General features: G+C 54.7%; 15 protein-coding genes. 8 read left to right on the top strand and 7 right to left on the bottom strand.

What is annotated here, in order from left to right; all coding sequences use genetic code 11:
- Window positions 1–19: 19 nt before the first annotated feature.
- Both AC06ND_RS06605 and AC06ND_RS06600 read right to left on the bottom strand, forming a co-directional pair.
- Entirely contained in the window at window positions 20–430 is a 411-nt protein-coding gene (locus tag AC06ND_RS06605) for a hypothetical protein (protein WP_475678202.1), read from the bottom strand.
- Window positions 430–2,628: a M6 family metalloprotease domain-containing protein gene (locus AC06ND_RS06600; RefSeq protein WP_475678201.1), complete on the bottom strand. Its 2,199-nt coding sequence runs from the start codon at window positions 2,626–2,628 to the stop codon at window positions 430–432. The genes AC06ND_RS06605 and AC06ND_RS06600 overlap by 1 nt, the downstream gene beginning before the upstream one ends.
- Before the next feature lie 75 nt (window positions 2,629–2,703).
- Between AC06ND_RS06600 and AC06ND_RS06595 the strand changes: the two genes are divergently transcribed.
- Both AC06ND_RS06595 and AC06ND_RS06590 read left to right on the top strand, forming a co-directional pair.
- On the top strand, window positions 2,704–3,675 hold the full coding sequence (locus AC06ND_RS06595; protein ID WP_475678200.1) for a PCMD domain-containing protein: 972 nt from the start codon (window positions 2,704–2,706) through the stop codon (window positions 3,673–3,675).
- Window positions 3,676–3,747: 72 nt separating this feature from the next.
- Window positions 3,748–4,647, top strand: coding sequence for a poly(ethylene terephthalate) hydrolase family protein (locus tag AC06ND_RS06590; protein WP_475678199.1), 900 nt, complete (start codon window positions 3,748–3,750; stop codon window positions 4,645–4,647).
- A 128-nt stretch (window positions 4,648–4,775) separates the two neighbouring features.
- Here the strand turns inward: AC06ND_RS06590 and AC06ND_RS06585 are convergent, their stop codons facing one another.
- The 5 genes from AC06ND_RS06585 to AC06ND_RS06565 are packed head-to-tail and all read right to left on the bottom strand — an operon-like array spanning window position 4,776 to window position 13,253.
- Entirely contained in the window at window positions 4,776–5,708 is a 933-nt protein-coding gene (locus AC06ND_RS06585) for an aldo/keto reductase (protein ID WP_475678198.1), read from the bottom strand.
- Window positions 5,690–6,691: a zinc-binding alcohol dehydrogenase family protein gene (locus AC06ND_RS06580; protein WP_475678197.1), complete on the bottom strand. Its 1,002-nt coding sequence runs from the start codon at window positions 6,689–6,691 to the stop codon at window positions 5,690–5,692. Before AC06ND_RS06580 ends, AC06ND_RS06585 begins: the two co-directional genes overlap by 19 nt.
- A gap of 1 nt (window position 6,692) precedes the next feature.
- Window positions 6,693–7,577, bottom strand: coding sequence for an amidohydrolase family protein (locus AC06ND_RS06575; RefSeq protein WP_475678196.1), 885 nt, complete (start codon window positions 7,575–7,577; stop codon window positions 6,693–6,695).
- A gap of 2 nt (window positions 7,578–7,579) precedes the next feature.
- On the bottom strand, window positions 7,580–9,340 hold the full coding sequence (locus AC06ND_RS06570; protein WP_475678195.1) for a glycoside hydrolase family 97 protein: 1,761 nt from the start codon (window positions 9,338–9,340) through the stop codon (window positions 7,580–7,582).
- A 34-nt stretch (window positions 9,341–9,374) separates the two neighbouring features.
- Window positions 9,375–13,253, bottom strand: coding sequence for a hybrid sensor histidine kinase/response regulator transcription factor (locus AC06ND_RS06565; RefSeq protein WP_475678194.1), 3,879 nt, complete (start codon window positions 13,251–13,253; stop codon window positions 9,375–9,377).
- Window positions 13,254–13,474: 221 nt separating this feature from the next.
- Between AC06ND_RS06565 and AC06ND_RS06560 the strand changes: the two genes are divergently transcribed.
- From AC06ND_RS06560 to AC06ND_RS06535, 6 genes are all read left to right on the top strand, one after another.
- The gene (locus AC06ND_RS06560) at window positions 13,475–15,919 is read left to right on the top strand and encodes a glycoside hydrolase family 127 protein (protein ID WP_475678193.1); all 2,445 of its coding nucleotides are present in this window, start codon (window positions 13,475–13,477) and stop codon (window positions 15,917–15,919) included.
- A 1-nt stretch (window position 15,920) separates the two neighbouring features.
- Window positions 15,921–17,888 (top strand): glycoside hydrolase family 97 protein, encoded by a 1,968-nt coding sequence (locus tag AC06ND_RS06555; RefSeq protein WP_475678192.1) that lies wholly within the window; start codon window positions 15,921–15,923, stop codon window positions 17,886–17,888.
- A gap of 27 nt (window positions 17,889–17,915) precedes the next feature.
- Window positions 17,916–20,348 carry a glycoside hydrolase family 127 protein gene (locus AC06ND_RS06550; protein WP_475678191.1) on the top strand — a complete coding sequence of 811 codons (2,433 nt, stop codon included), beginning with the start codon at window positions 17,916–17,918 and terminating at the stop codon, window positions 20,346–20,348.
- A gap of 19 nt (window positions 20,349–20,367) precedes the next feature.
- A complete protein-coding gene (locus AC06ND_RS06545; protein ID WP_475678190.1) occupies window positions 20,368–21,543 on the top strand; it encodes an aldose epimerase family protein in 1,176 nt (391 codons plus the stop codon).
- A 34-nt stretch (window positions 21,544–21,577) separates the two neighbouring features.
- Window positions 21,578–23,530, top strand: a complete 1,953-nt coding sequence (locus tag AC06ND_RS06540; protein WP_475678217.1) for a sodium/sugar symporter — start codon at window positions 21,578–21,580, stop codon at window positions 23,528–23,530.
- A 3-nt stretch (window positions 23,531–23,533) separates the two neighbouring features.
- Window positions 23,534–23,677 (top strand): class II aldolase/adducin family protein (locus AC06ND_RS06535; RefSeq protein WP_475678216.1); only part of this gene is annotated, 144 nt, incomplete at its 3' end.

The following is a 23,677-nucleotide window of genomic DNA, read 5'->3' as shown; positions in this document are numbered from 1 at the left end:
GAAGGCCCCTTGATTTTTTCTATAGCCTGCGCACTACCGCGCCTATCGCATTTTTCTTGTTCCAGAACCACATCGTTCCGTCACGTCCCATCTTGACAAGCTTGAATACAAGTCCTTTCTGCGAGATGACATCGTCATCGGTAGTGTAGATCAGGCTCGCCTGGGTCTCATATCCGATCTCCGGGATATTATCCACGGTGAGGATATAGTAGTCCGTCATCATATCGTCACTGACGCGGAACTGTCTGAGTCCCTCGTCATAGCCAATCTGACAGCGGTTCTCATCATAGGTAAAGATGTCCTGTCCCTTTATCGTGAGGCCAATATCGGATTTCTCGTTGGTAAACTCTTCCAAAAGGGCCTTCTCAGTACAGGATGCGGCAGAGAGAGTCGCAATAGCCGCAATCAATATTATAGATAGCCTTCTCATCACTTTCCTATGTTGATTCTCTTATACACCTTGTTCCTCTTTCCGGACTTGGAGATGATCTCCGCGCTGAGCACTCCGCTGGACTCCGGTCTCCAGTATCCGTCCCTTGCTATCTTTATAGGATAGTCGTTGTAGTACCATAGCACTCCGTCTGCATCCTTGCCCGGATTATATACCCTGAGAGGAATCTCGCAGCCTTTCTTGAAGCTGCCGTCCCCATTTCTTTCCACATTCTTGAGATAGATGAACGGATAGCTCTTGTCCGAACGGGATGCCGTCATGAACTTCACCGTGGACGGTTCGCCGATGCCAGACTGGGTCTCGAACCACACCATGGCTGTATATGAGGTCGACGGGCTGAGGTCCTCAAGAACGATTGCATAGCAGCCCTGAGCGTAAGGTTCCACCTTTATGATGGCCGGCTCCCGGCCGCTCTGATTCCACTGAACCGTGGCTGCCTCGGCAGGCTTGTCGGATATGAAACGGATGACCGCCGCATCCTGGAATATGTCCTGCGACAGGATCTCCTCGACCTTTGCCGGCTCCTCTACGTCTCCTGAGTTGGAAACGAAGAACACAGACACGCCGTTGGAGTATGAGATCTTGCTTATGTTGATGTCGGCTGTATTGCCGCTCCAGAACACGATCGGAGTCCTGCCGTCCTTCTCGAGGCTATCGTATGAGCCGGAAGGGAAGAACACCTTGCTGACAGGAGATCTGTCCGGACTGATAGCGCTCGGGTCAGCCTCGATCAGGTCAGTGCACATGTGCGAAGGGTTGGCATTGACCTCGTTGTACCACCACCTGTCCTGAGCGGTCATCTCGAATCCGTAGGTATCCGACCGTCCCGCCCTGTTATTCGATCTGTCCACATGGTACACGAGCAGGCCCTTGCCGCCGACATAGCTGTCCCAGTCCTCATTGGTACGGCTCTCGATGAGGTAATACTCACCGTCGACGTCCGAGTCTATCCTGTAGTACTGGTTCGAGCGGTGGACCGCAGGAAGCTCCACCCTGCCGGAAGAAAGGGTAAGACATTCTCCTATCCCGAGCTGCTCCCTTTCGATAGCATTATAGTAAGGAGGACACTTTCCCCAGTCGTTGTAGTTTCCATGGTCCATCAGCGAGGTCGTCCTCCACACTGCGCTAGAAACACCTCCGCTCTTGTCGTAGTCCGTATCATAAAGGTCTCTCAGACCGAGGGTGTGGCTATATTCATGGCAGAAGGTGCCGATGGTCGTAAGGGAGAAGGTCTTTCCCGAGTTCTCGGTAAGGAGCTCGGAAGCACACGCATAGCGATTGATGACCTTGCCGTCGAGATTCAGAGCGATGCCTGCTCCGTCCCTTATATACCAGGCATGTGCCCATATACAGTCCTCACCTGCATGCTCGGCCTCGTCGCCGCCGGCATAGAAGACGAACACATTGTCCACCTCTCCGTCTCCGTCGTCGTCATAGAGAGAGAAATCCACCTCTGCATCGGCCTTACGGCAAGCTTCCACGATCATCTCGGCCGGGGCCTTGTCCTGGCCATCGGAATCGTTTCCGCCGTAATATGCCCTTTCCTTCGAGATGGTCACAGGGCCGAACACGTCGAAGTCGAAGTCATACCGTCCATGAAACTGTGCGTCGAAATATTCCTTGGCTGAGCCATGGGCTCCGTTCACTGAATACCCCTTTTTCATCAGAAGGTCCTGGAATTCGGTATTTGAGTAGCGGAATTCCACGTCCTGGTAGTTCACGAGTATCACGACTCCGTGCTTCTTGCCGTCGCCAGCACTTTTGGTGGCGACGTTTCCACGCATGGAATTGAGCCTTCGGATGATATTGATTTCCTCTGCCGACACCGCATGTCTCCTTCGGGAAGCGTTCGCAGCGAGCTTGTCGTATGGGATAGCGAAGCTGGCGCGCACGACGTCGGACGGTGCATTCACGCTGGCGAAATGTACACCGCTGTCAAGCATTGCTCCGTTCTCGTCGAAATGGGCATAGTCGTAGAATCCGTCGTTACCCTGCACCAGGGCATGTCCCTGAGAGGAAAGAAGAATATGTCCGAACTCGTCTCCGCGAAGTTCAGCCATGAAACTCGTTCCATCTGGTTGATAGAGTATTCGAAGCCCCGGCAGGGCTGGCTTTGCAGAAGCCATGGATGCAGCGAGAAGGATAGTCGCTATAACGGTCAAATATCTCTTTGGCATAAATTTTTCCTATATTTGCGTGTCCTTAACCAACAAATATACCAATTTATAATGAGACGAAGCATATTTTTCGCAATGACTCTTGGAGCATTCCTCTGCATTTCGTCGATTGCATCGGCACAGTCCAACGAGGAAACGGTCAGGAGAATCAACCAGTTCGGCACCTTTGACCACTGGACAGTACGCGAAGTGAAGGAGTCGGGCCTCATTGGAGGCAAGACCAAGTACCTCTACGAATTCTTCGGAAACCCAACCGACACCATACGATATGAAAACAAGAAGGCGAAGGCCTTCAAGAGCCCGGCAGACTATATCTGGAGGACCAACAACGTATATGCAAACGTCGCAGGCGTCGAGAAGTGCAGCGTCACCGACTACCCAGAGAAGAGGGGTGACGGCTATTGCTGCAGGATCGAGGTCCACACGGAGGAGATCAAGGTTGCCGGCATGATCAACATGGAGGTAGTATGCCAGGGTGTGATGCTCGTGGGAAGCCTCCCAGAGCCGATAAAGGACACCAAGGACCCTATGTCCAAGCCTCATTACGGAGTTCCTTTCACGGGCCGTCCCAAGGCTCTGCAGTTCGACTACAAGGCAAAGGTAGGCTGTGAGGTCATCAAGGGCACCGGATTCGGAAAGATGAAGAAGATGGGCTACCCTGACTATCCTGAGTGCTGCATCATACTCCAGAAGAGATGGGAGGACGCAGACGGTAACATCCATGCCCTGCGCGTCGGAACCGGCATCGAACGCATCACCAAGAACGTGGACCAGTGGCAGAACGGTCACAAGCTCGAGGTTCACTACGGAGATATCACTAAGGAGCCTTTCTACAAGGACTACATGAAGATACTACACGGCACCCCGCAGGATCTCTGGGGAGTAAACAGCAAGGGCAAGAACGTGAAGATCATCGAGGAGGGCTGGGCTGCTCCTGACGAGACACCGAACACCATGATAATCAAGTTCATCGCGAGCTACGGCGAGGCCTTCTACGGCGGTGTCGGAAATACTCTCTGGATTGACAACGTAAAATTGATAATGTAGAAAAAAGCCACCTTCGCGGTGGCTTTTTTGTGCAAAATCAGTAACTTGCAGGATATTCAAGACAAATTGCCCATGAAACGTTTCAGCTTAGTCGCAGCAGCAGCATTAATCGCTCTCACTGCATGTTCAAGCCCGGCAGCAGAGACTGCCACCCAGAAGAGAACCATTGAAGACGGAGGTACCGGTCCGGCAAAGGCCATAATGGTCGAGGAGCCTTCTCTCGAGGCCCACACCATCTTCCGCCCAGAAGACCTCAGCAAGTTCGGAAAGAAGAATCCTCTCCCTGTGCTCGTATGGGGCAATGGTGCATGCTCAAACTCGCCTTGGGAGCATGTCAAGTTCCTCAGCGAGGTCGCTTCACACGGCTACATCGTGATAGCTACAGGCTACTTCCCTGCTGATGACAGCAGATACGTCGGTCCCATGTCCACTTCTGCTCAGCAGATCGAGGGCATCGACTGGGCATTCCTCGCAAACGAGGACAAGAACAGCCCATACTACGGCAAGCTCGACACCGACAACATCGCACTCGCAGGAATGTCTTGCGGCGGTCTCCAGACCCTCGACAATGCCACTGATCCACGCGTGAAGTGCCTCATGATCTGCAACAGCGGTCTTTTCTCAGATCCTGCAGGCGCGGTTCCTGGCATGCCTATGCCAGACAAGTCAAGGCTCCAGGAGATCCAGGTTCCTATCATGTACCTCCTCGGCGGCGAGTCCGACATCGCTTACCTCAACGGAATGGATGACTTCAGCAGGATCGACCATGTCCCTGCTGTCGCAGTCAACTATCCTGTAGGTCACGGCGGCACCTATGCACAGGAGCACGGCGGCGAGTTCTCAATCGCAGCTACCGCATGGCTCGACTGGCAGCTCAAGGGCGACGCCAAGGGTGCAGCCATGTTCAAGGGCTCTCCAGCCGGCATCGAGGCTCGTCCGGACTGGACCATTTCGAAGAAGAACATCGACTAATCGTAACTACCTGACATTCAGCTACATATCATACGGACGGCTCCCCTTTTCGGGGGGGGGGAGCCGTCCGTATGATAAAGCGCTATGAATCAGCGCATTATTAAACAATAACGATGTGCGGTCCAGGACTATGAGTTAGCCCATGAGACGCGGAACTGGTCGCCGATGATCTCGCGGACCTTTGCAAGTATCTCCGGATCAGGTGTACCGCTGATGAAGTCGAGGTTCTTCAGGACGTTCTCCGGCTTGGTGGTAGAGAAAAGGGTCGAAGCGATGCGAGGCTCGCCAACGGAGTACTGCATCGCAAGGCGCTCGATAGGATAGCCGGCCTCCTCGCAGAATGCGGCAGCCTTGGCACAGGCCTCACGGAGAGCTGCAGGAGCAGGATGCCAGTCTGGAGCGCCTCTCTTCGAGAGAAGTCCCATGGAAAGAGGGCTGGCGTTGATGATGCCTATTCCCTTGGACTCGAAGAAATCGAGGAAGTCGAGAATCTTGTCGTCGCAGAGGCAGTAGTGGCAGAAGTTGAGGACGCTCTCCACAGTGCCTTCCGGAGTATGCTCCACCACCCACTTGAGGTTCTCGAGCTGGAGGTCGGTGATGCCCACATGGCCGACAACACCCTTCTCACGGAGCTCGACGAGTGCAGGAAGTGTCTCGTTTGCCACCTGATTGAGGTCAGCGAACTCGATGTCATGGACATTGATGAGGTCGATGTAGTCGACGCCGAGACGGTCCATGCTTTCGAAGACGCTGTCGTGCGCCCTCTTCGCAGAATAGTCCCAGGTATTGACACCATCCTTGCCGTAGCGGCCGACCTTGGTGGAAAGGATGTACCTGTCCCTCTCGATCTCGCGGAGAGCCTTTCCAAGCACCATTTCCGCCTTGAGATGGCCATAGTAAGGAGAGACGTCGATGAAGTTGATGCCGTTGTCTACGGCTGTATGGACGGCTTTGATGCCCTCCGACTCAGAAAGTGAGTGGAAGACGCCGCCGAGGCTTGATGCACCGAAACTGAGTGCTGACAGGCGAAGGCCTGTCTTTCCTAATTCTCTGTATTCCATTTTACAAGTATTCTGAAAACCTTACCAGGAGCTGCGCTCCAATCTTCCAATGCCTTCTGCGACTGCTCAGGCTCGATCACGGCGCTGATAAAGCGCTCTACATCCACACCGGCATGCATGTACCTGATCACTGCCTCAAAGTCGGCAGGATCCGCATTTCGCGAGCCCATGATGTCAAGTTCCTTCTTCACGAAGAGACCGGTAGGAAGGGATACGTCGGACTTTGCGTAGCCTATGCACACTACCCTGCCGGTGAAAGCCACCCTGTTGATGGCAAGCTGATAGGTAGGCACGGAGCCCACAGCCTCGATCACGACGTCTGGTTCAGGAATATCTCCCCACTCGGTAGCGGTGTTGTAGGTGTACGCGGCACCGAGGGAGCGTGCAAGTGCGAGCTTCTCGTCGTCGAGGTCTGCAGCGATCACGGTAGCTCCGCGAAGCACGCTGCGTACGACGGCTCCGAGACCGACCATTCCGCAACCGATCACCATGACCACGTCGGTATCGCTCACGCGGCCGCGGCTGACTGCATGGAAACCAACGCTCATAGGCTCGATGAGAGCAGCATCCCTCACGCTCACGTCACCGCAGGCGATGACCTTCTGCCAAGGCACGCACACATACTCCTTCATCGCGCCGTCGCGCTGCACGCCGAGCGTCTCGTTGTTCTCACATGCATTCACGCGACCTCTCTTGCAGGATGCGCAGTGTCCGCAGTTGGTGTACGGATTCAGGGTCACGACCTGACCGACCTTGAAGCCGGCAGGCACGTCGGCACCGATCTCCTCGATCACGGCACCAATCTCATGACCGGGGATGCGAGGGAAGGTGACCATGGCGTTTCCGCCCCTGAAGGTATTGAGATCCGATCCGCAGAATCCGACATAGTGCATCCTTACGAGCACCTCTCCTGCGGCCGGAACGGGCTTAGCGACATCCACGATGGTCACTTCGCCCGGTTTTACGATCTGTATTGCTTTCATGTTATTCTGACATATTCTTTATGTAAGGAAGCTCCGGAAGATTGGAGAATCCATAGAATTTTTCGGCATTTCCACCCAGAAAGGCCTCTTTTTCGGCCTGAGAAAGGACTTCCGACTTGAGGATGAAGTCGTAGGACATCCTGTAGGTGATGGCGCAGATGGTGCGGGGATAGTCGCTGCCCCACATGAGCTTGTCAATTCCGACCTCGTCAGCTGCCTGCCTGATGGAAGCCACAGCCGAAGGATATGGATAGAACTCGCTGTTGTAGAGCCAGGTTATACCACCGGCCTCGACATATACGTTCTTCGCTGATGCAAGCTTGATCTGCTCCATCCAATGCTCTCCCGTCACCATTCCGAAATGGCCGATCGCGACCTTCAGATCCGGGCATTCCTGGATCAGCTCGCGCATCTGGGCAATCTGCGACGCATCGTCTGCAAGGCACATGGACAGTATCAGTCCCCTCTTCTCCATCTCCTTGAAGAAGGCGACCACCTCAGGGTCAAGGAGGCTGCGGTGTGCCCTATGACCAGGAATCGCGACGGCTCGGAAGCCTTCAGGAATGGTCAGTGCGTCGTTGTCGAGGTCCTTGAGAGCACAGACCACGAAACGGTTCGGAAAGCGCTTCTGCACGTCGAGAAGGTAGGCGTCCTGGTTGCCGTCTATGACCTCCTGCACGACCACGGCACCACCCACCTGGGCATAGTCCATGTTCGCGAGAAATATCTCGGCACTGTTCACGCCGTCCACCATGAAAGGTGGGAGCATCTGGCGCTCCTCACCGAAGAACATGGCGCGTCCGCGGCCCATCGGGTAGATATGGGAGCCGTCGACCACCGTGTCCTGTTTCAGCCAGAGATGGCTGTGTGCATCAATTATCTTCATGTCTAAAGAGTCTTCATGACAAATCCGCCGCGAGGACGGCAAATCACCCTGGTCACCGGAGCGTTCACCTCCGTGCTGACGAGATCCCTGTCAGAATCGCCGTCGACCACGAGCTGGCAAGCGCCCTTGATTCCATATTCCGAAGGGTCGAACTCCACTGCGAGCTTCTCTTCGGTACCATTGATTCCGGCAATGTACCAGTCCTTGCCGCTCCTACGTGCGATCACCACATATTCGCCCGGATAGCCCGCGAGCAGCCTGGTCTCGTCCCATGCAGTCGGAAGTCCGGTGAGGAAGGTCCTTACGTCCTCCGGGAGGCTTGCGTACGATTCAGGGCTGTCCGGCATGTGCTGGATCGTGGATTCGAAGAGCACAGGAAGGGCGAGCTCATGCGCATAGGTCGTGAAATGTGGATGCTGGCTGTCGGAGAAGGTTCCAGGGGTGTAGTCCATAGGTCCGACGACGTTCCTGGTGAATGGAAGGGTCGCGTTGTGCGATGCGGCCTGCCTGCCGAAGAACGGGATGTTGTTGTACCACTCAGCACCGTATACGGCCTCCATCGAGACCATGTTCGGATATGTCCTCTGCCATCCTCTCGGGATAGTGCAGCCATGGAAATCGACGGTGAGATGATGCGCAGCGGCATCCTCGAGTATGTCGATGTAATAGTTGACCATATCGACCTTGTCGTCAGCGAAGAAGTCCACCTTCATGCCTGCGACGCCGAGGCTCTCGAGCATGCTCATCTCCTTCTCGCGCGACTCGTGGGTAAGGAGGCGGTCGATAGGGCCCGGAGCGCCAGGGCCTATCCATGAGGTGCCCGAATTGTACCAGAGCGTGATCTTGACGCCCTTTTCCTTGGCATACGCGAGTGCATCCTCCATCCTTCCGCCGTTATCCATCTCGTCCCACTCCCAGTCGATGAGATTGTATGGCCAATGCATCTGGGCAGCGAGATCTATGTACTCTATAACTTTCTGGTAATCCTTGGAACCATGGTTATTTGCCCAGTAGATCCATGCCGAGGTACCTGGCTTCACCCATGAAGCGTCGCCTATCGCGCACTCAGGCGAGACGTCGGTGACGAGGGTCGATTCCACGATGTCGGCGAGGCTACCGAGGATGACGACCCTCCAAGGAGATGTCCTGTAGTCTGCGTTCTCATCCATCGGCTCGACGCTGTAGACGCCCGGCTCACCTTCCTTGCACACAAGGTGGGATGCGCAGTGGCCTCTCTCGAGTCCGGCCTCGGTGATGAGTTCGAACACGCCGTCAGCGCACTCTACGAGCGCCGGATATGCCACCTTTCCTGGAGCTGATTCATCCTTTTTCGGGAAAGGACGCTCATAGTCAGTCTTCATGCTCGCCATCCAGCGGTTCCTGCCGTCAGGGATGATGTATGAGGCAACGGGATCGCCGCCGTCGCAGATGAAGCGATATGTCACTCCGTCATCGTAGACACGTACCTCGAGGTCCGCGTTCGCGAATTCGTAGGTACGGCCGACTCCCCTGTTTGAGCACCGGAGCTGCTTTCCACCTACCATGGTGTAGGATTCCGCATATCTACTCTTGTTTCCGGCACCCTTCAGGGCGCCAAGATCGCTGATCGATATTTCCTGCGCAGATACGCCTTCATAGCTGATCTGCAAGCCGTTCTCGGATACGGCGACGCTGATCTTTCCGTTCGGAGAGACCAAATCTTTGGAACAAGACGAAAGCAGACACACGGTAATGCCTGCGATCATCATCATGAGTCTTTTCATGCTGGACGCAAATTGGCTGTGGTTTTATGCAAATCTAGCAATTTTTCCTATTGCTTTCCAACCAATCGTGAGGAGTCATGCCGAATTGGCGCTGGAAGCACTTGCTGAAGTAGGAAGGAGAATTGAATCCCACCATGTAGCTGATCTCCGCAATCGAGTATTTGCCTGCCGTCAGGAGAGCTGCCGAAGACTTGAGACGCGCCTCCATGATAATGTTGTTAGGAGTGGTTCCCGACGCGGCCTTGACCTTGCTGAAGAGTGCAGAACGGGACATGCAGAGCTCGCTGCAGAGCATCTCGACCGAGAGTTCTGTATTGGAGATATTCGCAGCCACAATCTCGTTGACCCTTGTCATCAGATCCTTCTCCGTAACCGCCACGGCCTGTTCCAGTTCCTTAGGAAGCGGTGCGGATGATGAGTATTTGCGCACGAGCATGCCTCGCATCTTCAGAAGGTGTGCGACCAGGGCATGGAGATGCTCCGGAGAGAAAGGTTTCTTCACATGGGCATCGGCACCAACTCCCAGACTCTCGAGCACCGAGCTGTCGTCTGCCTTGGCAGTGAGGAGGATGAACGGGATATGACAGAGATTGCGGTCTTCGCGCACGAAGCTGCAGAGCTGTGCTCCGTCTGTGCCAGGCATCATCCAGTCGCTCAGGATGAGGGAGATGTTCTTCTCCTTGAGTATCTCCTTCGCGACGTCACCGTTCGCTGCGCTGACCACCTTGTACTCGCCCGAGAACTCAGCCACGAGGAAGCGTCTCATGTCCTCGTCATCCTCGACTATGAGTATGTGAGGCTCTTTGTTGGAGATAGCATCCCCGGAGACCGAAGACTCCTCGGTCACAGTCTCATACATCTGAGCATCAGGAGCTTTCGCAAGCAAAGATTCGAGCATGTCCTTGCGTACCGGAAGGGTCACCAGGAACTCCGAGCCCGCACCTTCGGTCGAGCTTACGATCACGGTGCCCGAGTGGGCCTCTACTATCTGCTTTACTATGACGAGGCCTATTCCGGTACCCGGTTTGCTCTCGTCGACACGATAGAACGGAGTGAAGAGTTTCTTCTTCTCGAGTGCCGACATTCCGCGGCCGTTATCCGATATGAGCACGGAGAAGGTCTCCCCTCCGTCATCCACTGAAAGCGAGAGCGACACCGAGTCCTTGGTGTACTTGATGGCGTTGGAAAGCAGGTTGCTGACCACCTTGGTGAAGGCTTCCGGATCGAGCCATGCTTCGAGGGATTCCGGCTGACAGTAGAAGTTGAAGTCCACCCCTGATTTTTCTATCGAAGGCATGAACCTCTCGCATACCGACTTCACGAGGTCCACGACATTGCTTGGAGCATAGTCCAGGGCCATTCCCCCGGAAGCAGTCACCCGGCTGAAGTCCAGCAGCTGGTTAATCAGCTTGAGCAGACGACGGCTGTTCTTGTCGATCACGTCCAAGTCCTCTGCCGTCCTCGCCGTAAGCTCTTCTCTTCGGCTCAGGATGTTCTCCAGCGGCGCCGTGATCAGTGAAAGAGGCGTCCTGACCTCGTGTGCAATCATGGTCACGAACTGGATCTTCGCAGCCATATCCTGCTCATCACGGGTCTTGATGGCCTCATGGAAGCGCTCGCTGTAATGCTTCTGGAACTTGCGCTTGTTGTAGAGGAAGATGCCGGCAGATGCCGCCATGCCCATAAGGACATACAGGACAAGGGCAAGCGGTGAGGCAAGCGGATGAGGCTTCACCGAGAAAGAGAAGGATGCACCTTCCTCGTTCCACAGGCCGTCATTGTTGCTGGCTCTCACCACGAAACGATACTTTCCGCCCGGAAGTTTCGTGTATAGAGCATTGGTCCTGTTACCGGCCTCATGCCACTCCTTGTCATAGCCTTCGAGCTTATATGCGTACTTATTCTCCTCCGGCGAGCAATAGCTAAGCGCAGCGTAAGAGATAAGGATGTCCTTGGCCGTGTGCGGCAGCCTTGTCTTGCCGTCGATGGATCTGTTCTCGCCGTTGACCGTGAAGGATCTGACGATAACCGGAGGCACATATTTGTTCAGATAGATATTGTGCGGATAGAAACTGTGGAATCCGGTCGTCGTGCCGACGAAAATGCGGCCGTCGGAAGCCATCAGACCGGAGTTCACCATGAACTGTTCATTGGTGATTCCCTCTGTGGTTCCATAGTGGTTAACCGAACCGTCCGAAAGGTCGTAGCTCAGGAGTCCGTTCACGGTAGTCACCCAGATATGAGAGCCGTCACCGGTTACGAAAAGCGCATCGCAGTCCACTCCAAGGGAGATTTCTTCAAATTTTCCTCTGGCCGGATCATAGCGGCAGAGTCCATTTCGAGTACCGATCCACAGCTTCGATTCCGTGTCCGGATACACACAGTTCACCCAGTCGCTCGCCAATCCGTCCTCGGCGGTAAGGTTCGTCCATTCCCCGTTCTTCGGATCCATGCAGAACAGGCCCTTTCCCGAGCTCGCTGCCCAAACCTTGCCATCCACCGACTGCTTTATGTCCAAGACGATCTCGCCTGCCTCCTCGATGGTGACGAATCTGTCTTCGGCTTCGTCATACCTGCGAATCTCGGACATGGTTCCCACGATCAAGGTTCCGTCCGACAGTCTCTTGACGGAGTAGACTCCGGACTGGGTATAGCTCTTGACCTTGCCTGTCTTCAGGTCGAGACGATCCAAACCGCTGCCATATCCTCCGATCCAGAGACAGTCCTCCTCTGCCAGGAGCGCATGTATGTTGTAGGACGAAAGCCCTGCCTTGTCAGAAAGAGGCGTGTATGACTTCAGTATCTTGCCCGTGAAGGGAGAGTAGCAAACTACTCCGCCATTATCGGAGCCTATCCATAGATTTCCGTCCTTGTCCTCACAGAACGTACTTACGAGAAAACCCTCGCTGCTGCCCACGAGTCTGGACATGGACATTCGTTCGAAGCTGCTGCTGTGCGGAGAGACGTAGTTGACGCCGCCGAAGTATGTACCTATCCAGAGTCCACCTTCATGGTCGAGAGCCACCGGATACACGAACCTGTTCGAGAGTGAGGAAAGGTCTGACTGGTCGTTGACGAAGAGCCTCCTGTCCCCGGTCACGACATCCATCCACATGAGTCCGTCATCAGAGCCCACGAGGAGTTCTCCGGGGGCATATTCCATCACCGAGTGGATGTGCGAAAGGCCGTCTGCCGAACCCATCTGAGTAGCTGTCCTCCGCGCCCTGTCATATCTGAGCACGCCCCCGCTCCAAGTTCCGAGGTAAATCACTCCCGCCGAAGTCTCACCCATCGCCAGCACTCGCGGAGCATCGGTACCGACGCTGCTGTACGACGACTCGTAGAAAGAGTCGGTGGCAGAATTGTACATATACAAGACGCCGTACGCACGTGTCGCTGAGACCATCACGTTGTTGTTGGAATCCACCATCATCGCATCCACTCCGGCGTCGGGGGAACCGAGCTCGTAGTGGGTGACCTTCCTGGAGAAGATGTCGTACCTGAAGATTCCGTTTGCGCTGGTCGCCATCCATACGTTTCCGACCATGTCTTTTTCCACTATTGAGAACATCGTGTCGCAGTCCACTCCATCCTGAGCAACTCCAGTGAACTTGAGGAACATGCTGCCGCCTTTGTTCATATAGAAAACGCCCCTGTCAGTTGCCGCCCACATGGTACCATCGTCATCCACGACGACGGAATTCACGGATATATTCGATTCTACATGACCATCCAGATCGAACTTCTGGACACTTACCGAAACACCGTCATGGCATGCCAATCCCGAGCCTGTCGCGAACCATATGAGGCCTGCCTGATCCTGGCATATCGCCGTGACCATATTCGACGGAAGTCCGTCCTTGACTGAAAGATTTCGGAAGTAGAAGTCCGGAGCATTGCCCGCAAATGCCATAAAAGGCACCAGAATGGCACAAATTATCGACAAGGCGCATTTTTTTGCAAAAGAGTACATGGATGTGGCTAGTTTGTCTAGCAAATATACTATTTTTTCATTTTCGTCCCTAAACACGCCTGCAAGCTGGACTATTTTACGAAAAAAGTGTACGGAATTCCACCTCCTCTACGCGCGTTATGCGTATCTTTGTGTATCAAAAAAACTCAACAAGACCACACATGAAGATATCAAGCAGCTTACTCACCCTCTCGATGACCGCCGCGGCGCTGGTCTCATGCTCTCAGAGCAGCGAGATTCCCGTGACGGACATTCTCGAGGTCCCATTCACCGCGACCGAAATCACGGACGGATTCTGGGCTCCTCGAATCGAGACCAACAGAACAGTAACCATTCCTGCAGCCCTTTACCAGTGCGACATCAACGGACGTTTCGACAACTTCGCGATTGCCGGAGGTCTGATGGAAGGAGAGCACAGGGGCGACTTCTCATTTGACGACACCGACCCATACAAGGTCATCGAAGGTGCAGCATATTCTCTCGCTGCCCACTATGATCCCGAGCTCGACAAGAGGATCGACGACTACATCGCCATCATCGCAGCAGCCCAGGAGCCTGACGGCTACCTCTGCACCTGCGTCACCAACAAGTGCGAGCGACTCTCAGGCTGGTGGGGTACCCACAGATGGGAGAAGATCAACAGCCATGAGCTCTACAACTGCGGACACCTCTATGAGGCTGCAGTGGCTCACTACAAGGCAACCGGCAAGCGCAGTCTGCTCGACGTCGCCCTCAAGAACGCCGATCTCGTATGCGAGACCTTCGGCGACGAGGACGGCAAGATCCACCGCCCAGGCGGACATCCTATCGTCGAGATGGGACTCGCAAAGCTCTACAAGGTAACCGGCGACGAGAAGTATCTCCGCCAGGCGAAGTATTTCTGCGATGAGACCGGAAGGTGCACCGACGGCCATGCTCCAAGCATGTACAGCCAGGATCACATGCCTATCATCCAGCAGGAGGAGATCGTTGGACATGCCGTACGTGCAGGCTATCTCTACTCTGGCGTAGCCGACGTTGCGGCCCTCACACATGACAAGGCATATTTCGAGGCTCTCAGCAGGATCTGGGACAACATGGCAGGAAAGAAGCTCTACATCACCGGTGGTATCGGCAGCCGCGCTCAGGGCGAGGGCTTCGGTCCCGAGTACGAGCTCCACAACAGTCAGGACTATTGCGAGACCTGCGCATCCATCGCAAACGTATACTGGAACCACAGGATGTTCCTCTACACCGGAGACAGCAAGTACATCGACGTGCTCGAGATGGCTCTCTACAACGGTGTGATGTCCGGCGTATCACTCGACGGAGACAAGTTCTTCTACGACAACCCGCTCGAGAGCATGGGAGAACATGCCCGCGAGGAGTGGTTCGGCTGCGCATGCTGCCCAGGCAACATCACCCGCTTCGTAGCTTCGGTCCCTAACTACATGTATGCAGTAAGAGGAAACGACATCTACGTGAACCTCTTCATCGACAGCCACAGCGACATCAACACGGAGAACGGCGTGCTCCACATCTCCCAGAGCACCCAGTATCCATGGAACGGCAGCGTCAAGATCAAGGTCGATCCCGAGAACGAGGGCCAGTTCGCAGTCAAGGTACGTGTCCCTGGCTGGGCAAAGGGCGCTCCGGTAGATACAGGACTCTACAGCTTCGTTGACAACAACGGCGGCGTCAAAGTCAGCGTGAACGGCGGCAAGGACCTCAGCGGCAAGCTCGTGGACGGATACGTGGTCATCGACCGCGACTGGAAGTCCGGCGACGAGATCTCAGTCGAATTCAACATGGACGTACGCAAGGTTCAGGCATGCGACAAGGTCGAGGACGACCGCGGCAAGCTTGCAATCATGCGCGGACCGGTAGTATATTGCCTCGAGGGCGTAGACCAGGAGAATGGTCAGGTATTCGACAAATACATCCCTGCAGAGACCGCATTCAAGGCCGAGTACAAGCCTGAGAAGCTCTGCGGAATCGTGGAACTCTCTGCGGAGGCCATGAAGGTAGACCTCGACGGAAACGAGCAGAAGGTCACCATCACAGCCATACCATACAGCACCTGGTGCAACCGCGGAAGCAACGAGATGGCCGTCTGGATGCCTGTTTCGGCAGGCCTCACCCATCCTAAGCCGCTTCCTACCATCGCATCGCAGGCAACCGCATACACTTCGAGCGTCGCAGCCATCCAGAACGACGCACCGGAGTCAGCTGCCGGCATGGGCGACGCATGGGGTGTGAATGACCAGTGGGAGCCTAAGAGCTCGCACGACATCAGCAAGCCATACCACTACTGGTGGCAGAAGAGAGGCTCGGAAGTGAATCTGGCATACAAGTTCGCACAGAAGGAAACCGTATCGGAAGTCGAGGTATACTGGTTGGCATTCGACCACTACGACGGAAACTACAGGGTTCCTGAGTGGTGGAAACTCTACTACCAGCTCCCTGACGGCAGGTGGAAGGAAGTCGAGGCTCTCGACGAGTACGGAGTCAAGGAAGACTGCTACAATGTGGTCCGCTTCACTCCTGTCAGCACCACCGGCCTCAACATAGTTGCCAAACTCCAGGACGGAGAATCCGGAGGTATCATCGAATGGAAAGTCAAGTAAGATGAAGAAAGCAATATCAATCATCGCAGCTGTCCTGGCTCTTTGCTCTTGTGCGAAGGTCCAGGACACAGTGTGTTCTCCCGACGGCAGGATAAGCGTCAAGATCGGCGAGGACGGATACTCAGTATACTATGACGGGAACGCAGTTCTCGAAGGCAGCATCGCGCAGATGCAGCTCGCTGACGGCCGTTGCTACGGCACAGGAAGCAAGATCGTCTCGACCAAGCTCACCAAGACCCCTGTCCACGAGCACATCGTCGCTCCTTTCTACCGCCAGGCAGAGTTCGAGATGGACTACAACACCCTCACGCTCAAGTTCGACGAGGAGTGGAGCATGGTATGGTACGTCTGCAACGAGGGCGCAGCATACAGGTTCATCGGTGGCAAGGACGGAGTAGAGACCATAGTCAGCAACGAGGTCGCAGACTTCAACTTCACCAAGGACGGCGACTGCTGGATCAATTACTCTTCCAACCCAAGGAAGCCTTACGCAATGGCTTTCGAGGGCGTCTACGACCATCAGATGCTCTCTGACGGCAGCACTCTCCCTGCATTCATGCCGGTTTCGGTCGGTATCGGAGGAGGCAGCCGCCTCACCATACTCGAGTCCGACCTCAGGGCTTACCCGGGAATGTTCGCAAGGGTCAGCGGAACCAGCGTGAAGGCTGAGTTCGCAGGCTACCCTGCTGCTTTCGACAAATATCAGTCAAGGCAGCAGCTCTTCGTCACCGAGCATGAGGACTTCATCGCGAAGGTCGGAGAAAAGATGAACTTCCCATGGAGGGTGCTCGCAATCAGCGAGAAGGAGACAGACATGCCTGTCAACAACATGGTCTACGCTCTTGCTGAGCCATCTAGGATCCCGGACACATCGTGGATCAAGCCAGGTTTCGCCGCGTGGGAGTGGTGGAATGACTGGGGCCTCACCGGAGTGCCTTTCAAGCCGGGCATCAACATGGACACCTACAGGTATTACATCGACTTCGCTTCGGCAAACGGTCTCGAGTACATGGTGCTCGACGAGGGCTGGAGCACTCCGTCGAAGGGTGATATCCTGACCTCGATAGATGAGATCGACGTCAAGGCTCTCGTCGACTATGCGGCACAGAGGAACGTGAAGATATGGCTCTGGACCGTATTCAACTGTCTCGACGAGAAGCTTGAGGACGCATGCAAGAAGTATTCGGAGATGGGAGTTGCCGGCTTCAAGGTGGACTTCCTCGACAGGAATGACCAGACCGCGGTCGAGATGATATGGAGAATAGCGGAATGCGCTGCGAAGTACCATCTCATGCTCGACTATCACGGAATTTTCCCTCCTACCGGTATATGCCGCACATATCCTAACGTCGTGAACTACGAGAGCATCCACGGCGAGGAGAACATGAAGTGGATAACCAGCGAGATGGACATGCCTGCACTCAATGCAGCCTATCCTTTCCTCAGGATGATGGAAGGCTACGCAGACTACACCCCTGGCGGACTTCAGAACGTACGAAGGGACCAGTTCAAGGACGTGTACAGCAATCCGCTCGTCCAGGGCACAAGGGCACAGCAGGTGGCTCTCTACCTCACCCTCGACTCTCCTTTCAGCATGCTCTGCGACACTCCTAGCCGCTACATGGCCGACCAGGCTACCACAGATTTCATCAGCTCTCTCCCAAGGAACTACGATAAGACTCTCTGCCTCGACGGTAAGATCGGCGAGTACGTCGTGATGGCCCGCAAGGCCGGTAACGACTGGTACGTCGCAGGAACCACCAACTGGGATGCACGTGAGCTCAGCATCGACCTCAGCGTCCTCGGAGACGGCGAATATGAGATGGAATGCTATCTCGACGGAGAGGATGCAGACATCGACGCATGCAGCCACGTCATCGCTAAGTCCGGAGCACAGAAGCTCGGCAAGGTCGACGTACGAATGGCTCAGGGCGGCGGATTCCTCATCAAGCTCAGAAAGAATAAATAACTAACTATCATAAATAACAACCCATAAATGAACAAGTCATTAGCAATAGCAGCTGCGTTCTTCGCAGCAGTAGCATGTACTTCAACCCCTGCCGAGCAGGCAGAGACAGGCAACTATCCTATCACGCCTGTACCTTTCACAAGCGTCAAAGTCAACCCTGACACATTCTGGGGACAGAGACTCAAGGCAAGCCGTGAGGTCACCATTCCTCTCGCTTTCAGCAAGTGCGAGAGCGAGGGCCGCTACGACAACTTCGTACACGCAGCGGAGCAGATGCACGCTGACCACAACCTCGGCTTCGAGGTAGGCGGCTACTCTTTCGACGACACCGACGTGTACAAGACCATCGAAGGTGCCAGCTACATCCTTCAGACCTATCCTGATCCAAAGCTCGAGGCATACATCGACAGCGTTCTCGTGCTCGTAGCAGCAGCCCAGGAGCCTGACGGATATCTCTACACCGCACGTACCATGAACCCTGAGCATCCACACGAGTGGGCCGGCACAAAGCGCTGGGAGACCGTGGAGGACCTCAGCCATGAGTTCTACAACCTCGGCCACATGGTGGAGGGTGCGATCGCACACTACCAGGCTACCGGTAAGAGGACTTTCCTCGACATCGCCATCAAGTATGCAGACTGCGTATGCCGCGAAGTTGGTCTCGGAAAGGGCCAGGTAGACCGCGTTCCTGGTCACCAGATCGCAGAGATGGCACTCGCAAAGCTCTACACCGTAACCGGTGAGCGCAAGTACCTCGACCAGGCAAAGTACTTCCTCGACAGGCGTGGCTACACCACCCGCGTGGACGAGTACAGCCAGGCTCACCTCCCTATCCTCGAGCAGGATGAGGCAGTCGGCCATGCTGTGCGCGCAGCTTATATGTATTCAGGTATCGCTGACGTTGCCGCTCTCACCGGCGACGCAAAGTATATCGAGGCCATCGACCGCATCTGGGAGAACATCGTAGGCAAGAAGCTCTACATCACCGGCGGTATCGGTGCAACCAACAACGGCGAGGCATTCGGCGCAAACTATGAGCTCCCTAACATGAGCGCATATTGCGAGACCTGCGCAGCCATCGGTAACGTATACGTAAACTACAGGATGTTCCTTCTCCACGGAGAGAGCAAGTACTATGACGTACTCGAGCGCTCACTCTATAACGGTCTCATCAGCGGCGTGAGCCTCGACGGTGACGGATTCTTCTATCCTAACCCACTCGAGAGCATCGGCCAGCACGCACGCAAGGCGTGGTTCGGCTGCGCATGCTGTCCTTCAAACATCTGCCGTTTCATCCCTTCATTCCCTGGTTACATCTACGCAGTGAAGGATGACGCCCTCTACGTGAACCTCTTCGTATCCAACACCATGGAGCAGAAGGTCGGCGGCAAGGACATCACCGTGAGCCAGAAGACCAACTACCCTTGGAATGGCGACATCGAGATCAGCATTGACGCTACCCAGGCAGACAACTTCACCATGAAGCTCCGTATCCCAGGTTGGGTCAAGGGCGACGTCGTTCCTAGCGACCTCTATAACTATACCGACGGCAAGCGCCTCGGCTACAGCTGCAAGATCAACGGTGCTGACGCAAACGGCGAGCTCACCGAGGACGGATACCTCACCATCAAGCGCAACTGGAAGGCTGGCGACAAGATCGCCCTCCACTTCGACATGGAGCCTCGTACCGTCAGGGCACACCATGAGGTCAAGGCTGACCATGGTCGCGTCGCTATCGAGTGCGGTCCAGTCGTATACTGCGCTGAGTGGCCAGACAACAGCAACTTCTCAGTTCGCTCAGTCATCCTCAACCAGAACCCTCAGATGAAGGTGGTGAGCCGTCCAGACCTCCTCTATGGACTCAACCAGATCGTCACCGACGCTCAGGAGATCGGCTTCGACAAGGCTGGTCGCATGAATGTCAAGGACGTGAAGCTCACCCTCATCCCTTACTATGCATGGTGCCAGAGAGGCAGCGGCGAGATGACCGTATGGATTCCTCAGGACCTCCGCGCAGCCAACCCAACCATGCCTGAGACTCTCGCATCGAAGAGCAAGATCGAAGGTTCACGCACTCCTTCATCGATCTCAGCGATCAACGACAGGCTCGTTCCTACCCCAGACAACGTAAGCATTCCATATTTCCACTACTGGCCAGCAGCCGGCGGCACTGAGAACATCATCTACAGGTTCCCAGAGAAGACCACCGTCAGCAGCAGCACCACATACTGGTTCGACGACCAGCCTTGGGGCGGTTGCAAGGTTCCTCAGGCGTGGAGAATCTACTACAGCAACGACAAGGGCGAGTGGGTTCCTGTCGAGGAGCCATCAGGCTACCCTACCGACAAGGACAAGGCTTGCCAGGTGCTCTTCAAGCCTGTTGCCACCACCGCAGTCAAGATCGAGATCGATCAGCCAGAGGGCTTCAGCTGCGGTATCTACGAATGGGAAGTAAAGTAACAAACAACTTATAATTATTATGAAAAGTATTACCAGACTTGCTGCATTAGCAGCTGCCGCAGTAGCAGCCATTGCCTGCTCAGGCGGCGATGTCCTTACCAAGTCAGGCCTCAATCCTGCAGATTTCGAGGCTCAGTACAACGGCAAGGCAACAGCTCTCTACACCCTTACCAACGCCAATGGTATGGAGGTATGTCTCACCAACTTCGGTGGCCGTATCGTTTCTGTAATGGTACCGGACAAGAACGGTGAGCTCCAGGATGTAGTCCTCAGCTTCGACAAGATCCAGGACTTCTTCCCTGAGAACAACTCATCAGACTTCGGCGCAACCGTAGGTCGTTACGCAAACCGTATCAAGGACGGTAAGATCACCGTCGACGGCGTCGAGTATCAGCTCCCTCAGAACAACTTCGGTCATTGCCTCCACGGAGGTCCTACCGGTTGGCAGTATCAGGTATACGATGCCATCGAGGCTGACGATACCCATGTCAAGTTCCAGCTCGTTTCTCCTGACGGCGACAATGGTTTCCCTGGTACCGTTACCGCATGGGTTACCTACACCCTCACCGAGGACAACGCAATCGACTGCCTCTATGAGGCTGAGACTGACAAGACCACTGTCATCAACATGACCAACCACTCTTACTTCAACCTCAGCGGTGACCCTGCAAAGCACACCGTATGCGGCGACTATCTCTGGATCAACTCAAGCACCTTCACTCCGGTTGACTCCACCTACATGACCACTGGTGAGATCATCCCTGTAGAGGGTACTCCAATGGACTTCAGCGAGTACAAGCCTGTAGGCCTCGAGATCGACAACTTCGACTACGAGCAGCTCAAGAACGGTAACGGTTACGACCACAACTGGGTTCTCGACAACGAGGGTGACGACACCGTTCCTGTAATCGGTCTCATCTGCCCTACCTCAGGCATCGAGCTTACCGTATACACCAACGAGCTCGGTATGCAGGTTTACTCAGGTAACTTCCTCGACGGTACCCTTACCGGTAAGCATGGCGTAGTTTACCAGATGCGCACCGGTATCTGCTTCGAGAGCCAGAAGTATCCTGACACTCCTAACGAGCCAGAGTGGCCTTCAGCACTCCTCCGTCCAGGTGAGCACTACTCAAGCCACTGTATCTATGCTTTCTCAGTCAACGACCTCGGCCTCGAGGAGTATGAGGCTGAATAATCATACTGACAACAAATAACATTAAAACAATAGTATTATGAACATCATCGACATGATTACGGCGTCCGGCTTCCGTACGATCGACCTCATCATCGTGGTCCTCTACCTCTGCCTCCTCGTCGTGCTTGGTCTCGTTCTCGGCCGTTCAAAGGACGGTGCAGAGAAGAGCGCTAACGACTACTTCCTCGCAGGTAACACCCTTACCTGGTGGGCTGTAGGTGCATCCCTCATCGCTGCCAACATTTCTGCTGAGCAGTTCATCGGTATGTCAGGAACCAGCTACGCTGACGGTATCGCTACCGCTGCGTACGAGCTCATGGCTGCAGTTACCCTCATCGTAGTAGGTAAGTTCCTCCTTCCTGTAATGCTCAAGAGGAAGATCTTCACCATCCCTCAGTTCCTCCGCGAGAGGTACAATGACGGTGTGGGCCTTGCATTCTCTATCCTCTGGCTCTTCCTCTATGTATTCGTGAACCTTACTTCAGTGGCATGGCTTGGTGCACTCGCAATCGAGCAGATCCTCGGCCTCCAGGGCGCGATGATCGAGATCGGTAGCTTCACCATCTCAGTCAGGATGGTCATCATCCTCCTTCTCTATGTCATTGCCGGTGTATACTCTATCTACGGTGGTCTTGCATCAGTTGCATGGACCGACGTGCTCCAGGTGACCTTCCTCGTCAGCGGTGGTCTCATCACTGCATTCTTCGCCCTCAAGGCAGTAGGTGGTGACTCAGGTGCACTCGCAGGTATCAGCAACATCTTCCACGACCTCACTACCGGTGAGCATCTCACCGACAGCCATCTCCACCTCGTAGTTCAGCAGAGCCACGGCGAGAGCGCATTCGCTAACGTCCCTGGTATCGCAGCTGTCGTAGGTGCCGTTTGGATCACCAACCTCGGTTACTGGGGCTTCAACCAGTACATCATCCAGAAGGGTCTCGCTGCAAAGAGCATCGAGGAGGCTCAGAAGGGTCTCGTATTCGCTGGATTCCTCAAGATCCTCATCCCATTCATCGTATGTATCCCAGGTGTCTGCGCATACTACATCTCAATCCATCCAGAGATCATGGCAGGCCTTCAGGGTTCAATCAACGTTGCAGATGACGCTTATCCTTGGCTCGTGAGAAACTTCACCCCTACCGGTGTGAAGGGTCTTACCTTCGCTGCCCTTTCAGCAGCCATCATCTCGTCACTCGCTTCGATGTTCAACTCTACCTCTACACTCTTCACTATGGACATCTACAAGAAGTACATCAACAAGAATGCAAGTGACAAGAACCTCGTAAACGTTGGCCGTATCACCTCTATCACCGCTCTCGTAATCGCTCTCGTAGCTGTGAAGCCTCTCCTCGGTGGTCTCGATCAGGCATTCCAGTACATCCAGGAGTACTCAGGATTCATCTATCCTGGTATCGTGATCGTATTCGGTCTCGGTCTTCTCTGGAAGAAGGCATCTGCTAAGGCTGCCGTTTGGACTGCAATCGCAACCATTCCTCTCGGAGTCATCTTCAAGCTCTGCCTCGGTGGCGTTCCATTCCAGCTCCGCGCAGGTTACATCTTCATCATCCTCGTCACCATGTTCATCATCATCTCGCTCATCGACAAGAAGTGCGAGGAGGCTGAACTTCCTTCAGAGGAGGATCGCAAGAGCATGAACAAGTGGGCGAAGATCCTCGGTTGCACCGGTCTCTTCTTCCTCGTAGTAGCTCTCATCGTCGTAATCTGGGGTGCTTGCCTTCCTAGCTCAGCTACTCCTGAGAACAACATGATCAAGTATCTCAACGATATCGGATTCCAGGCATTCATCTTCTTCGGCGTACTCATCGGCGTCAACGCTGTTTGGCTCTGGTACAACGCAAACAAGAAGTCTTCAGACCCTAAGGCTGTTCCAGTTGACCTCAACTACTTCAACACCTCTAAGGGCTATGCTTATGGTTCTATCGCTATCTGCGTGATCGTCGCTATCCTTTACGTAATTCTCTGGTAAGCCATGCTCGAAGAACTCAAGGAAAAAGTCTTCAAGGCCAATCTTGACCTCGTGAAGCAGGGCCTCGTGATCTTCACATGGGGCAACGTGTCAGGTATCGACCGTGAGAAAGGACTTGTAGTCATCAAGCCTTCAGGCGTCAGCTAT

It is taken from the genome of Candidatus Cryptobacteroides sp. (genome assembly GCF_056207615.1).
Note: the sequence above shows the minus strand (reverse complement) of the source record. Positions and strands in the feature narration are given on the sequence as shown.